A 13467-nucleotide genomic window follows, 5' to 3' on the forward strand; every position below is an offset into this window, starting at 1 on the left:
CGAGCCCTGACCGCGCGAGGGCCGCCCGCTCACCCGCGGCGTACGTCCCGCGGGCCCCTGACCCGTACGGGCCCCGCCAACGGGTGCGCTCCCCCGCCCGCCCCTAGCGTCGAGGCGAGGGAGCGCACGCCAAGGAGGCCCGATGCCCGGTTTCGAGGTGCTGTACCAGTCGGCGGCGCTGTGCCTGATGTACCCCGGCGAGGACTTCCGCGCCCGGCTGCCGCTGCTGCGCGAAGCCGCCCCGCAGCTGCGGGAGTTCCTCGACCATGCGGCCGTCACCCCGGCGCCGGAGCTGGCCGCGCACTACCTGCGGGTCTTCGGCGACGAGAACCGCCACCGGCTGTACCTGAGCTGGTGGCACGTGGGCGACAGCTGGCAGCGCGGGAAGGAACTGAGCCGCTTCCAGGAGCTCTACCGCGCCCACGGACTGCGGTTCAGCGACGAGGAACCGGCCGACTTCCTGCCGGGCGTCCTGGAGTTCACGGCCCGCACCGGCGACACCGAGCTGCTGACCGCGTACCGGGACGCCCTGGACCAACTTCGGACGCGGCTGGCCGCGTTGGGCACACCGTACGCGTCCGTCCTCGACGCCGTGCGCGCGACCCTGCCGGCCGCGCGCGCGGGAGGCTAGGCGGCCCCGCCCTTGGTGCCCTTGTCGTCCCTGTCCTCGTCGACGATCTCCGCGTCGACCACGCCCTCCTCGTCCTGGGAGTCCCCGGAGGCGTGGGAGCCCTGGGAGGACGCGGTGGCCCCCTCCGTGGGGGACTGCTGGGCCTGGGCGTACATCGCCTGCCCCATCTTCTGGCTGACGGAGGCGAGTTTCTCCACGCCGGAGCGCAGGGCGGCCGTGTCGGCCTGCTGCTCCAGCTGCCCCTTCAGCTCGGCGACGGCCGACTCGACCTCCGCCTTGGTGTCCGCCGGGACCTTGTCGCCGTTGTCGCGGAGGAACTTCTCGGTCTGGTAGACGAGTTGCTCGGCCTGGTTGCGGGTCTCGGCCGCCTCGCGGCGCTTGCGGTCCTCCTCGGCGTACTGCTCGGCGTCCCGCATCATGCGGTCGATGTCCTCCTTCGGCAGGGCCGAGCCGCCGGTGACGGTCATTTTCTGCTCGCGGCCCGTCGCGAGGTCCTTGGCGGAGACGTGCATGATGCCGTTGGCGTCGATGTCGAAGGCCACCTCGATCTGCGGGACGCCGCGCGGGGCGGGCGGCAGCCCGGTGAGGTCGAAGACGCCCAGCTTCTTGTTGTAGGCGGCGATCTCGCGTTCGCCCTGGTAGACCTGGATACCGACCGAGGGCTGGTTGTCGGTGGCGGTCGTGAAGATCTCCGAGCGCCGGGTCGGGATCGTGGTGTTGCGCTCGATGAGCTTGGTCATGATGCCGCCCTTGGTCTCGATGCCGAGGGACAGCGGGGTGACGTCGAGGAGCAGGACGTCCTTGACGTCGCCGCGCAGGACACCCGCCTGGAGGGCGGCGCCGACGGCCACCACCTCGTCCGGGTTGACGCCCTTGTGCGGGTCCCTGCCGGTGAGGTCCCGGACCAGCTCGGTGACCGCGGGCATCCGCGTGGAGCCGCCGACGAGGATGACGTGGTCGATCGCGGACAGCTCGATGCCGGCGTCCCGGACCGCCTGGTGGAAGGGCTTCTTGCAGCGGTCGAGCAGGTCGGCTGTCAGCTCCTGGAACTGGGCGCGGGTCAGCTTCTCGTCCAGGTGCAGTGGCCCCTCGGCGGAGGCCGTGATGTAGGGCAGATTGATCGTCGTCTCGGTCGACGAGGACAGTTCGATCTTGGCTTTCTCGGCGCCCTCCCTCAGCCGCTGCACCGCCATCTTGTCGCCGGACAGATCGATGCCGTACTGGCCCTTGAAGCGTTTGACGAGGTGGTCCACGATCCGCTGGTCCCAGTCGTCGCCGCCGAGGTGCGTGTCGCCGTTGGTGGCCTTCACCTCGATGACGCCCTCGCCCATCTCCAGCAGCGACACGTCGAAGGTGCCGCCGCCCAGGTCGAAGACCAGGACCGTCTGGTCGTTCTCCTTGTCCAGGCCGTACGCCAGCGCCGCCGCCGTCGGCTCGTTGATGATCCGCAGCACCTTCAGGCCCGCGATCTCACCGGCCTCCTTGGTGGCCTGCCGCTGGGCGTCGTCGAAGTAGGCGGGGACCGTGATCACGGCGTCGGTGACGTCCTCGCCGAGATACGCCTCCGCGTCCCGCTTGAGTTTCTGCAGCACCCGGGCGGACAGCTCCTGCGCCCGGTATCGGGTGCCGTCGATCGAGCCCTGCTCGGGGAAGCGCCAGTGCGCGTCCCCCATGTGCCGCTTGACGGAGCGCGCCGTGCGCTCCACGTTCGTCACGGCCTGCCGCTTGGCGACCTCGCCGACCAGCACCTCGCCGTTCTTGGCGAACGCCACGACCGACGGCGTGGTCCGCGCCCCTTCCGCGTTGGCGATGACGGTGGGCTCACCGCCCTCCAGCACGGCCACCACCGAGTTCGTCGTCCCGAGGTCGATTCCGACCGCACGTCCCATCGCTGTCCCCTTCCGCCAGGGCACCTCCGGACTTCCAGCACAAAACTTGAGTGGACCGTTGTCAATGCCATACGGGGGTACTGGCCGGTCCCGGTCAGGGCGCGGAGTGGCCGAAGGGGCGCGCCGAGCGCTCCGGGGCGTCCGGCGGCTCCCCCGTGTCCCGTGACCGCCCCCGCAGGTCCACGGCGTGCCGGGGCCGGTCGGTGACCAGCACGTCCACGCGGTCGTCGGTGAGGAAGGCCCGCATCAGCGCGTCGTCGTTGACGGTCCACACCAGGGTGAACAGCCCGTTGCGGGCGGCCTCGCGCAGCACGGTGGCACGGGCGAGCCGGTGGTGCACGACGACCCCGTGGGCGCCGCAGGCGCGGACCCAGCGCATCGGCGGCAGCTCGCTCAGCCGGGTCCCGGGCAGCCGGGCCGGCCCCACTTCCCTGCGGTCCCGGCCCAGGGACAGCGCGGTGCGCACGCCCGGGAAGGCCCGGGTGACGGCGGCGAGGGACCGGTCCTCCAGAGACGTGGCGACGAAGCCGTCCACGCCGAGCAGGGCGACGGCCCGGTCGATCAGCTCCCGCTCGTACCCGGCCTCCTCCAGGTCCAGGTGCCCCAGGAGCTTCCCGGCGACCAGCGCCATGACCTCGTCGGCGACGGGCACGGCGTACCCCGCCCGCTCGCACAGCTCGGCGTGGTGAGCGTGGACAGCGGCGGTCCGGTGCTGCGGACCCGGGCGCCGTGGTGGACGACGAGGACGCCGTCCGCGGTGCGCCGCACGTCGGACTCGACGTACTCCGCCCCGGAGTCCAGCGCGTCCTCGTACGCCTCCCGGGTGGCGGGCCGGCCCCGTTCGGCGCCTCCCTGGTGGGCGGATACGGCGGGTCGCGTCAGGGGTCGGCTCCCGGGGAAGTGCGCGGCATGGGAAGGGGGCGTCACGGAACGCGACACAGGGCAGTGTGCACGCCGCCCCGCAGGGGCGGGGGGGCTGACCGACGTCGCGCAGGCCGCCCCTGGTGGGACGGTCTGCGCGAGGTCGTACGGGGCCGGGTCGGGTCAGGCGAGCTTGGCCGACAGCGTGATCGGTACGGCCTTGAGGGCCTGGCTCACCGGGCAGTTGACCTTGGCGTCCTCGGCGGCGGCGACGAACGCGTCGTTGTCGATGCCGGGGACGGTGCCCTCGACCGTGATGTGGATGCCGGTGATGCCCTCACCGGGCTGGAAGGTCACATCGGCCGAGGTGGTCAGCCGGGTCGGCGGGGTGCCCGCCTTGTCGAGGATGTTCGAGAAGGCCATGGAGAAGCAGCTGGAGTGGGCGGCGGCGATCAGCTCCTCGGGGCTGGTCTTGCCGTTCGCCTCCTCGGCGCGCGAGGGCCACGACACGGGCTGGTCGCCGATGGCGCCGGAGGAGTCGAAGGTGACGACGCCGCTGCCCTTGAGCAGGTTGCCTTCCCAGACGGTGTGTGCAGAGCGCGTGGTAGCCACGGTTCTTCCTTTCGCATGTGGTCCCTTGGAGGGGTTCCGTGTCCCCATCCGATCACACTCCGGCTCAACGTACCCGGAAGACCGGACCGCGCGCGGTGAACGGCCGCCTGGCACCCCACGGAATCAGGTAGGCGTGCTCGCGCCGCACCCTCAGGACGTCGCACCACCCGTCGGTTATGACGAGGACCGGCGCGCCCAGGCGGGGAGTCGTCGGCGCGCTGCAGCAGGTCGATGCCGGGCTGGAGCACCGTGCCGCCGCGCCCGTGGACGCGGACCCGCCCGGCGATCTCCGTGACGGGCAGATAGCCCGCGTCACGACCCGGGCGGCCGGTACGTCCCGGGCCTGGGCGTAGGAGGCGATGGCGCCGAGCGCCTTGCCGAGCAGGACCCGGCCCATGGAGCCGGAAATGTCCAGGACCACGCCGAAGGTGCAGCGGGCGACCTCCTCCGGCGGGAAGTACCGGCCCGCGCGGGGCAGGTCAGCTGTGGCCGTCTGCCGCCGCGAGGGGCGGGCGTAGGACCGTACGGGCTCGGGGCGGGGCAGGAACTCTAGAACACCGAGCGCCCGTCGCGGATCTGCGGGACGCCGATCAGGTCCTCGGGGGCGAGATGGGTGCCGAGCAGGCTCACGCACTCCAGTCCCAGCGACTCGGCGAACTCCCTGACGAGGGAGGACTTTCCGATGCCGGGGGCGCCCCAGAGGAAGACCGGCCGCACGGTCGCGAGGCCGAGCAGCAGGTCCGGGACGCGGGCAGGGGTGACGGTGACGGCGGCCTGCAAAGCAGGGGCTCCTTGGAGGGAAGGGACGGGAAACGCTGGGAAACACGCGCGCGGTTGTGTGCGGCGGGAAGCGGTCCAGTGTGTGCGGACGAGAGCGACGGCGCAGCCGGTTTTTCAGGCGGCGCGCTCGTCCTCCTCCCCGTCCCGGTCCTGCCCCAGCGGCACCTGAGGCCCGTCCGACTCGCGCAGCCAGCGCCGCAGCACGCGGTGCACGTGCTCGGCGCCGACGAGTTCGGCCCCGTCGCCGGCCGGGGCGGAGAAGGCGCGCGGCGACAGCAGGAAGGCGCGGCCCTGGGCGCCGCCGAGGCCGCCGTGCGAGCCGATCTGCTCCTCGAAGGAGAGCACCTCGCCGTCGGCCGGGTCGTAGAAGGAGTTGACCATGATGTCGGCGGTGTGCGGGAAGGAGTGCGTACGGCGGACCACATCGGCGGCGCCCGGGCCGAACGGGGCGAGCGGTCCCGGGTTGTCGTCGAGGTCGTCGAGCGGGATCTCCGCGCCGTACGCGCCGAGGACGACGCCGCCGTGCCGTTCGCTGCGCACCAGCAGGAAGCCGACCCCCGGGTGGTTGGCGAGCGTGGGCAGCAGCGCGGGGTGCCGGGCGTCGATCTCCTCCTTGCTCATGCGGTGCGGCACGTCGGGGAAGCAGACCAGGCCGAGGTTGCCGGAGGCGAGCACGATCGGCTCCGAGCGGCGACCGGGGCGGTACTTCTCGCGGCCCTCCTCCACGGGGATGCGCAGCGCGGCGCGGACGGCCGCCCGGGCCTCGGCGCCGCTGCGGGTGCGCTCGGCCCGGCGCGGCACGGGCAGCCCGCACCCGGCCCGCACCAGGTCGCCGAGGGTGAGGCCGTAGCGGGCGCGGAAGGTCTCGCCGGGGCTCTGGCCGTGGTCGGAGAGCACGACGATCCGGTAGGGGCGCGGGGCGTGTTCGGCGACCTTCTCGATCAGCGCGAGGGAGCGGTCGAGGCGTTCGAGGACCCTCTCGGCGTCGTCGCTGAACGGCCCGGAGTGGTGCGCCACCTCGTCGTAGGCCACCAGGTCGGCGTAGACGGCGGTGCGCCCGGCGAGCATGTCGCCCATCACCGCGGCGACGACGACGTCCCGTTCCACGACGGTCGCGAACGCCCTCACGAGCGGGTAGAGGCCGCCCCGGGAGACGCGCGGGCGCCGCTTGCTCAGTCGGGCGCGGGTGGACTGGCCGATCTCCCGGCCCACTTCGGCGACGAAGGACAGGGCGGTGCGCACGGCGTTGGCCGGGTCGGAGAAGTAGGCGAAGTAGCCCGCGCGGGAACGGTTCTCCCGGCTGCGGCGGCGGGTGGCGATGGACAGCACCAGGGCCTGTTCGCCGGCGCCGCCGCTGAAGAGGTTGCCGCGGCTGGCGCCGTCGACGGCGAGCAGGCCGTCGTGTCCTGTACGCCGTGCGGCGCGGCGCTGGAGCTCGGCCGCGCTGGTCGGCCGGTTGCACACCACCACCTCCCGGCTGTCCTTCTCGTACCAGCGGAACGCGGGGACGTCGAAGGTGCTGCCGTGCAGGATGCCGAGCTGGCTGGCGCCGGTCTGGCTGGACCAGTCGGTGCGCCAGGGCGTGAGCCGGTGGGTGGGGCGGTGGCCGTCGCCGGCGTTGAGCCAGCGGGCGACGGTGGGCATCAGGCCCTTGCCGACGGCGTCCGTGAGCACGTCGTGGCCGACGCCGTCGAGTTGCAGGAAGACCGTGCCGGGGGTGGCGGGGCAGGGCGGTCCGGCCCGGCGGCGGCGCCGGTCGGCGAGCCGGTAGAGCCGGCGCCGGTAGGCGTCGTCGTCGCGTACGGCCAGGGCGGCGCCGGTGGCGGAGGCGACGGCGGACATCACGGCGGCGACCACGACCGCGGTCTCCCAGGCCGCGCCGCCGCGCTCGGCGGGGTTGAGGCGCAGGGCGAGCAGCAGCAGCGCGCCGTTGAGGAAGAACACCAGCAGCCCGAGCACGAGCGCCGGGACGAGCAGCAGCAGACGCACCAGCAGCGGCCACACCAGGGCCGACAGCACACCGAACGCGCCGGCGCCGAACGCGGCGGTGACCGCGATGTCGGTGGCGCTGTCGCCGTCCGCCGAGCGGAGCCGGAAGTCGGGCAGGATGCCGGCGAGCACGAGCATGGTGACCGTGGAGACCGCCCACACGGCGACGCTCCGGCCGATCTGACTGGCGGCCCGCCGCCAACGCCCGTCCCGCACGCAGCACACCTCACGTCCCGGCCCGTCGTCGGTGCGGGCCCGTACTCACCCTGCCACAACGGCCGGGCGGAGCTCTTTGTCCCCGGGCGCCGGAGCGGGGCGGCTAGCGCCCGTCGTAGCCGGCGGTCGGCATCGACAGCCGCCGGTGCACACAGGCCTTCATCGCCGCGTCGTACGACGGTTCGGTGTGCCCCACCGTCTCGACGCGCACCCCGCGCCGGGCGCACTCCGCGGTGAACTCCTCCACGGACGACAGGGCGCTCGCCAGTACCCGCAGACTGGGGGCGACGAACACGTCCCTCCCGGGCCGCACCCCGTCCCACAGCGCGCAGTGGTCGGGGCGCAGCCCCCGCACCAGCAGCTCACGGCTGACGACGTAGCCCCGCTCGGCGGCCCAGCGGGCGCACATGGCGTGCTGGCTGCGGGAGTCCACCAGGAACGGATCGGCGTCCAGTTCCTCCAGCGGCGTCAGACTCGCGATCGCCGTGACCCGGACCGGCCCCATGGCGTCCCCCTCACCTCCGGTTTCGTCGCCGACCCTACCCTGCCCGTAGGCTTCGGGGGAGTCGCGCGAAGGAGGCGAGGAGGTGCCGGTGGAGATCACCTGGTGGGGTCACGCGACGTGCGCGGTGCGGGATTCGAACGTACGCGTCCTCACCGACCCTCTGTTCGCGCGCCGGCTCGCACACCTGCGCCGCCGGCGCGGGGCGCTGCCGCCGCCCGACGCCCGGCGCGTGGACGTGGCACTCGTCTCCCATCTGCACGCCGATCACCTGCATGTGCCGTCGCTGGCCCGGCTCGCGCCGGGCACGCGCCTGCTCGTGCCCCGGGGTGCGCCGCGGGCCGTGCCGGGGCTGCGCCGGCTCACCCATCTACGGGTGAGCGAGGTGGCGCCCGGGGACGAGATTCGGGTCGGCGACCTGCTGATACGGGCAGTGCCGGCACGGCACGACGGCCGGCGGCTGCCGTTCGGCCCGCACCGCTCCCCCGCCCTCGGGTACGTCGTCGAGGGCGAGGCCCGCACCTACTTCGCCGGGGACACCGGCCTGTTCGACGAGATGGCCAAGGAGGTCGGGCCCATCGACGTGGCGCTGCTGCCGGTGGGCGGCTGGGGGCCCTACCTGGGCGAGGGTCACCTGGACGCGGCACGGGCGGCGCAGGCGCTGGCCCGACTGGCGCCGCGCAGTGCCGTGCCGGTGCACTACGGCACGTACTGGCCGATCGGGATGGACGCCGTGCGGCCCCATGAGTTCCACGCGCCCGGCGACGAGTTCGTGCGCCTGGCGGCCGGGCACGCGCCCGGCGTGACGGTGCACCGGCTGGCGCACGGGGAGAGCGTGCGCCTGGAGGTCGCGCGGTGACCTGGCCCGTCGCCGTGGCGCTGTCCGGGGCGCCGCTGTCCGCCGCGGCCGTGCTGGCCGCCGCACCGGTGGGTGTGCCGCCGGAGTCCACGCAGCAGGCGATCGGCTATCCGTCGCTGTTCCTGCTGGTGCTGATCGGGGCGCTGGTGCCCGTGGTGCCGACGGGGGCGATCGTGAGTTCGGCTGCGGTGGTGGCCGTCCATCAGACGGCGCCGTTCTCGCTGGCGCTGGTGTTCGCGACGGCGTCGCTGGCCGCGTTCCTCGGGGACATGGCGCTGTACTGGCTGGGTCGGCGCGGCATGCAGTCGAAGAACGGCTCGCGCTGGCTGGAGGCGCTGCGGGCGCGGGCGCCGGAGGACCGGCTGGCGCAGGCGCAGGGAAAGCTCGCCGAGCACGGCGTGGCGGTGCTGGTGCTGTCCCGGCTGGTGCCGGCGGGGCGGATTCCGGTCATGCTGGCGTGTCTGATGGCGAAGTGGCCGATGCGCAGATTCGCCAAGGGCAATGCGCCCGCGTGTCTTGCGTGGGCGGTGACGTACCAGTTGATCGGGATCCTCGGTGGGTCGCTGTTTCCGGAGCCGTGGGAGGGCGTGGTGGCGGCGGTCGCGCTGACCTTGCTGATCAGCGCGGCGCCGAGCGTCGTGCGGCGGGTGCGGGGCGGGGTCCGGTAGCGCCGCAGGGGGTCACGGTCGTCGTCGGGGTGCGGGTGGCGGGTGGTTGCTCGCGCGGTTCCCCGCACCCCTGAACTCCGGTGCCCTACAGGACTTTTGAAGCGCCCACCGGGAGGTCCCACAGGTCCTCGCGAGGCAGGCCCGCCTTTTCCCACGCCGCGCGTACACGGGTGAGGGGCTCGAGGACGGGTTCGGCGGACAGGACGAACGTCGCCCAGTGCATCGGCGCCATACGGCGGGCGCCGAGGTCCTGGGTGGCCCGGACCGCCTCCTCCGGGTCGCAGTGGACGTCGCTGAGCCACCAGCGCGGGTCGTAGGCGCCGATGGGCATGAGGGCGAGGTCGATGCCGGGGTAGCGCTGTCCGATGCGGGAGAACCAGTGGCCGTAGCCCGTGTCGCCCGCGAAGTAGACCCGCTGCCCGTCGGGCGCGGTGAGCACCCAGCCGCCCCACAGGGTGCGGCAGGTGTCGGTGAGGGTGCGCTTGGACCAGTGGTGGGAGGGGACGAAGTCGAAGCGGACGCCGCCGAGTTCGGCCGCCTCCCACCAGTCCAGTTCGGTGACGTGGGTGAACTGGCGGCGGTGGAACCAGCGGCCGAGACCGGCCGGCGCGAACACCGGTGTGTCGCGCGGGAGACGGCGCAGTGTGGGGGCGTCCAGGTGGTCGTAGTGGTTGTGGCTGATGACGACCGCGTCGACGCGCGGCAGGCTGTCCCAGGGGATGCCCACGGGGGTGATCCGGGCCGGGGTGCCGAGGATACGGCGGGACCAGACCGGGTCGGTAAGCACGGTCAGCCCGCCGATCTGGACCACCCAACTGGCGTGTCCCGCCCAGGAGACGGCGACCGTGCGGGCGTCGACGCGGGGCAGCGGCTGCGGCGCGAAGGGCAGCCGGGGGATGTCGGCGAGGCCCTCCTTGCCGGGGCGCACGGAGCCCTCGCGGGCGAACCGGGCGATGCCCTTCAGGCCGGGCAGCGGCGCGGTCAGCCGGTCGTGGAACGTGCGCGGCCACACCCGCCGTTGCGCCAGCGGCAGCGGGTCGGCGAGCGGCGGGAACGGGGGCGCCAGGGGGGACGGGTCCCCCGGAACGTCGGCCTCTGGGGTGGTCGTACTCGTGGTGGTCGACTCGGACTGCTGCGTCATCGAGGAGGCTCCCATCGCTGAGCGTCGTCGCGGAGATCGTCGAAGACCGACTTCAGATGGATCAACGCGCGTTGCACGTGTGGCAGTTCCAACGGCGTGGGCGACCTGAGGCATTCCGCGCGTTCCTCGTCCGAGCCGCCCCCCAGCAAGGCGCCGGTGGACAGCCGCACGCGCGGTGCCGCGAGGTCGTCGCCGAAGCGGTGGCCGCCCGGCGCGGGCATGCCGAGCCGGGCGGCGAGGAAGTCCTCCAGTTCCTGGGCGTCGCCGACGCCGTGCGCCTGCAGCGCGGGGCGCAGGGGGTCGAGGTCGACGTACAGGTGACGGCCGGCCTGCGGGGGCCGGGCGACGGCGCCCGCGCCCACGACGGTGGCGTGCGCGGCGGCGGCCACGCGCGCGTGCAGGTGTACGGCGGCACGCACGCGCGCGGTGACCGGCTCCGGTTCGGTCAACGCGTACCCGGCGCCGGCGGCGACGGGGGCGGCGACGCGGGCGCCGAGCGCGGTCAGGACGTCGAGCACGCGCGCGTGCAGGCCGTCCCCGGTGCCGTCCACCGGGAAACGGGCGACGGCGACGGGCCAGCCGGACGGCAGCAGGGCGCCGGCCAGGTCGGTGACGACGGTGACCCGCTCGGGCAGCATCTCGGCCGGGCTGAGCAGCACCGTGTCGTGCGGGTCGTGCAGGGTGTCGCGCCAGGTCTCGTCGCTGACCAGGTGCAGGCCCTCGCCGGCGGCGGCCTCGACGGTCTCGTGCAGCAGTTCGGGCGGGGCGACGGTGGCGGTGGGGTCGTCGGCGACGGACAGCACGAGCAGGCGCGGATCACCGCCCTCGGCGCGGACCCGGCGCACGGTCTCCAGGAGGGCGTAGGGGTCGGGGACGCCGCCGTTCTCGGCGGGGGTGGGCACATGGAAGGCGGGTCTGCCGAGCAGACGCGCGTACGGCGCCCACCAGGCGGCGCAGGGCCGCGGCACCAGGACATCGCCGCCGAGCGCGGCGGTCAGGGCGAGCAGCAGGGCGGGCGCGCCGGGGCCGGCGGCCACGCGCTCGGGTCGGCAGGCCAGGCCGCGCCGGTCCCAGTAGCCGCAGGCGGCCTCCCGCAGCGCGAGGCCGCCGCCGACCGGTTCGGCCTCGGCGCGGGCCGCTGCGGCGGCGACCACGGCGGACAGTTCGGGCAGCACGGGCAGCCCGTCCTCGGGGAGCGGTGGCCCGAACCGGACGGGGCCGTGGCCTTCCGGGTCCGTCCGCCGCATGCGTACCTCCGCGCTCCTGGTGCCGGGCCGGGCTGTCGGCGCGTCCTCGGCTCATGCTCCTGTGCCGTCCGCTGCCGGGTGGTGCGTACGGTGCGGCTCGTGCCCTCGGCCATTGAGTACCCCGGGTGCCGCCGCCCCATGGGCGCGCGGCCGGGTCGCGACGGTCACAGCATGGGCGCCGCGCAGCGGGGAACGCGGACGGGTCAGCCGTGGCTGCCGGTGTCCCGGTGCCGCAGCCGGTGCACGGCGGCGCCGGCCGCGCCCGCGATCAGCAGCCCGCCGGCGACGAGGGCGGGCACGGAGTCCGTGAAGGCCCCGCCCCGCCCGGCGCGCACGCCGTGCTGCACCGCCGCGCCGCCGCAGGGGGTGGCGTGCCGGTCGGCGCACCAGTGGCTCCTGCCGTGCGACGGCGGGACCGCGTGGGACGGGGGGTGGACGGGACGGGCGGAACCGGCGCCCTCGTCACAGGAGTCGCTGTACGACTCGGCGCACGGGTCGGTAGTGTGGCCGGAACCCGGACTGTCCTCACCGCCCTCGCACGAGGCGGCGTCCGACTCGGCACACCAGTCGGTCGCCGCCGACGCCGATGTCGACTTCGGCTCCGACTCCGACTCCCTTTCCGACTCCGACTCCCTTTCCGACTCCGACGACGACTCGGCCTCCCTTTCCGACGTCGGCTCCGAGGTCGAGGTCAGGGTGGACGGGCCGGAGCCGGAGTTGCCGGCGTGGGAGACCGTCAGCGGGGCGCTCCACGGCTCGCCCTCCGTTCCGGGCTCCGCCGGGCAGGTGCCGTCGACCGTCCACCCGGAGTCCTCCCCGGTCGCATCGGGGTCACCCTCGAAGTTCTCGGCGGGGGCGATTTTTGCGGTGCCGAGGTAGGCGGGGCCGGACTCCCCGTCGTCAGCGCCGGTGACCAGGCTCAGCTCGACGGTGCCTTCCTCGAAGGCCTGCGAGACGGCGTCTATGGTGGCGGGCGGTGTGCCGCTGGTCGGATCGCAGGAGACGGAGACGGTGACGCGCGCACCCCCGGCGACGGTGCTCGGGCTGACCTCCACGGTCGGCTCCGCCGAGGCGGGCGGCGCGAACACGCCCAGGGCGGCGCCGGCCAGGACGGCGGCGGACAGGGCACAGGCGGTGCGGGGCATGGGGCGGGCTCCTTCGCGCAGCGACGGCTACCCGGCCATCACAGCCCGCCGGCCGCTCCCCCGCGCGCGGCCGGGCCCCATTCGCGGGACGGGGGACGCCCGCCCGGGTGAAAAAGGACCGGCCGCGGCTACTGCGCGTCCCGCAGCACCTGCTCGCGCACCCGCCCGCAGCACCGGCTGATCAGCCGCGACACGTGCATCTGCGAGATCCCCAGCTGCTCGGCGATGCTGCTCTGTGTCATGTCCCCGAAGAAGCGCATGTACAGGATCGCCCGCTCCCGCTCGGGAAGGGCGGCCAGTCCAGGCTTGACCGCCTCGCGGTCGACGACCGTGTCCAGCGCCGGGTCGGGCGACCCCAGCGCGTCGCTGAGGGAGTACCCGTCCTCGCTCCCCGGCAGCTCCGCGTCCAGGGACAGCGCGGTGAAGCTCTCCAGGGCCTCCAGGCCGACCCGGACGTCCTCCTCGCTCATGTTCGCGTGCTCGGCGATCTCGGCGACGGTGGGCCGGCGGCCGGAGATCGTCTGGGACAGTTCCTGACCGGCGAGGCGGACCCGGTTGCGCAGATCCTGGACACGGCGGGGCACGTGCAGGGTCCACATGTGGTCCCGGAAGTGCCGCTTGATCTCTCCGGTGATGGTCGGCACGGCGTAGCTTTCGAAGGCGTTGCCACGGTCGGGGTCGTACCGGTCGACGGCCTTGACCAAACCGAGGGCCGCGACCTGGCGCAGGTCCTCGAGGCTCTCGCCACGGCTGCGGAAGCGTCCGGCGAGCCGGTCGGCCATCGGCAGCCAGGCCTCCACGATCTCGTCGCGGAGCGCGTCACGCTCGGGCCCCGCGGGGAGCGTGGCGAGCCTGCGGAAGGCGTCCGCGGTGTCGGGGGCGTCGTCGTGCGGGTGCTTCGCGCTGACTTGAGTCGGCATCATGCGT

General features: G+C 74.0%; 14 protein-coding genes and 1 pseudogene. 4 read left to right on the top strand and 11 right to left on the bottom strand.

Going from position 1 to position 13467, the window contains the following annotated elements; all coding sequences use genetic code 11:
* The first annotated feature begins 142 nt into the window (after positions 1-142).
* Positions 143-631: a nitrate reductase molybdenum cofactor assembly chaperone gene (locus ACFPZJ_RS18630; RefSeq protein WP_381022597.1), complete on the top strand. Its 489-nt coding sequence runs from the start codon at positions 143-145 to the stop codon at positions 629-631.
* Here ACFPZJ_RS18630 and dnaK read toward each other — a convergent pair.
* The 4 genes from dnaK to ACFPZJ_RS18650 form a co-directional block, all read right to left on the bottom strand.
* On the bottom strand, positions 628-2520 hold the full coding sequence (gene dnaK / locus ACFPZJ_RS18635; RefSeq protein WP_381022599.1) for a molecular chaperone DnaK: 1893 nt from the start codon (positions 2518-2520) through the stop codon (positions 628-630). The genes ACFPZJ_RS18630 and dnaK overlap by 4 nt on opposite strands.
* A 94-nt stretch (positions 2521-2614) precedes the next feature.
* A complete protein-coding gene (locus ACFPZJ_RS18640) occupies positions 2615-3172 on the bottom strand; it encodes a PI-PLC domain-containing protein (RefSeq protein WP_381022602.1) in 558 nt (185 codons plus the stop codon).
* Positions 3082-3459, bottom strand: a complete 378-nt coding sequence (locus tag ACFPZJ_RS18645; protein ID WP_381022605.1) for a glycerophosphodiester phosphodiesterase family protein — start codon at positions 3457-3459, stop codon at positions 3082-3084. Before ACFPZJ_RS18645 ends, ACFPZJ_RS18640 begins: the two co-directional genes overlap by 91 nt.
* A 105-nt stretch (positions 3460-3564) precedes the next feature.
* The gene (locus tag ACFPZJ_RS18650; protein ID WP_381022608.1) at positions 3565-3993 is read right to left on the bottom strand and encodes an OsmC family protein; all 429 of its coding nucleotides are present in this window, start codon (positions 3991-3993) and stop codon (positions 3565-3567) included.
* Between the two features lie 176 nt (positions 3994-4169).
* On the opposite strand from ACFPZJ_RS18650, the gene ACFPZJ_RS18655 reads away from it, so the two are divergent.
* The gene (locus ACFPZJ_RS18655) at positions 4170-4346 is read left to right on the top strand and encodes a hypothetical protein (protein ID WP_381022610.1); all 177 of its coding nucleotides are present in this window, start codon (positions 4170-4172) and stop codon (positions 4344-4346) included.
* 199 nt (positions 4347-4545) lie between these two features.
* On the opposite strand, the pseudogene ACFPZJ_RS18660 reads toward ACFPZJ_RS18655, so the two are convergent.
* From ACFPZJ_RS18660 to ACFPZJ_RS18670, 3 genes and pseudogenes are all read right to left on the bottom strand, one after another.
* Positions 4546-4773, bottom strand: a pseudogene (locus tag ACFPZJ_RS18660) (AAA family ATPase); the annotation flags it as partial.
* 114 nt (positions 4774-4887) lie between these two features.
* Positions 4888-6924 carry a phage holin family protein gene (locus tag ACFPZJ_RS18665; RefSeq protein ID WP_381023441.1) on the bottom strand — a complete coding sequence of 679 codons (2037 nt, stop codon included), beginning with the start codon at positions 6922-6924 and terminating at the stop codon, positions 4888-4890.
* Positions 6925-7081: 157 nt separating this feature from the next.
* Positions 7082-7483, bottom strand: coding sequence for a hypothetical protein (locus ACFPZJ_RS18670; RefSeq protein WP_381022613.1), 402 nt, complete (start codon positions 7481-7483; stop codon positions 7082-7084).
* Positions 7484-7565: 82 nt separating this feature from the next.
* Between ACFPZJ_RS18670 and ACFPZJ_RS18675 the strand changes: the two genes are divergently transcribed.
* Together ACFPZJ_RS18675 and ACFPZJ_RS18680 are read left to right on the top strand one after the other, a co-directional pair.
* The gene (locus ACFPZJ_RS18675; RefSeq protein WP_381022616.1) at positions 7566-8339 is read left to right on the top strand and encodes an MBL fold metallo-hydrolase; all 774 of its coding nucleotides are present in this window, start codon (positions 7566-7568) and stop codon (positions 8337-8339) included.
* A 50-nt stretch (positions 8340-8389) separates the two neighbouring features.
* Positions 8390-9007, top strand: coding sequence for a DedA family protein (locus ACFPZJ_RS18680; protein ID WP_381023444.1), 618 nt, complete (start codon positions 8390-8392; stop codon positions 9005-9007).
* Between the two features lie 85 nt (positions 9008-9092).
* On the opposite strand, the gene ACFPZJ_RS18685 is transcribed toward ACFPZJ_RS18680, so the two are convergent.
* From ACFPZJ_RS18685 to ACFPZJ_RS18700, 4 genes are all read right to left on the bottom strand, one after another.
* On the bottom strand, positions 9093-10148 hold the full coding sequence (locus ACFPZJ_RS18685) for an MBL fold metallo-hydrolase (RefSeq protein WP_381022618.1): 1056 nt from the start codon (positions 10146-10148) through the stop codon (positions 9093-9095).
* The gene (locus ACFPZJ_RS18690; protein WP_381022621.1) at positions 10145-11395 is read right to left on the bottom strand and encodes an aminotransferase class I/II-fold pyridoxal phosphate-dependent enzyme; all 1251 of its coding nucleotides are present in this window, start codon (positions 11393-11395) and stop codon (positions 10145-10147) included. Before ACFPZJ_RS18690 ends, ACFPZJ_RS18685 begins: the two co-directional genes overlap by 4 nt.
* Positions 11396-11598: 203 nt before the next feature.
* The gene (locus ACFPZJ_RS18695; RefSeq protein WP_381022624.1) at positions 11599-12540 is read right to left on the bottom strand and encodes a hypothetical protein; all 942 of its coding nucleotides are present in this window, start codon (positions 12538-12540) and stop codon (positions 11599-11601) included.
* Positions 12541-12668: 128 nt separating this feature from the next.
* Positions 12669-13460, bottom strand: a complete 792-nt coding sequence (locus ACFPZJ_RS18700) for an RNA polymerase sigma factor SigF (RefSeq protein WP_381023447.1) — start codon at positions 13458-13460, stop codon at positions 12669-12671.
* Between the last annotated feature and the right edge of the window lie 7 nt (positions 13461-13467).

Source organism: Streptomyces bullii (assembly GCF_042657145.1).
Taxonomy (GTDB): domain Bacteria; phylum Actinomycetota; class Actinomycetes; order Streptomycetales; family Streptomycetaceae; genus Streptomyces; species Streptomyces bullii.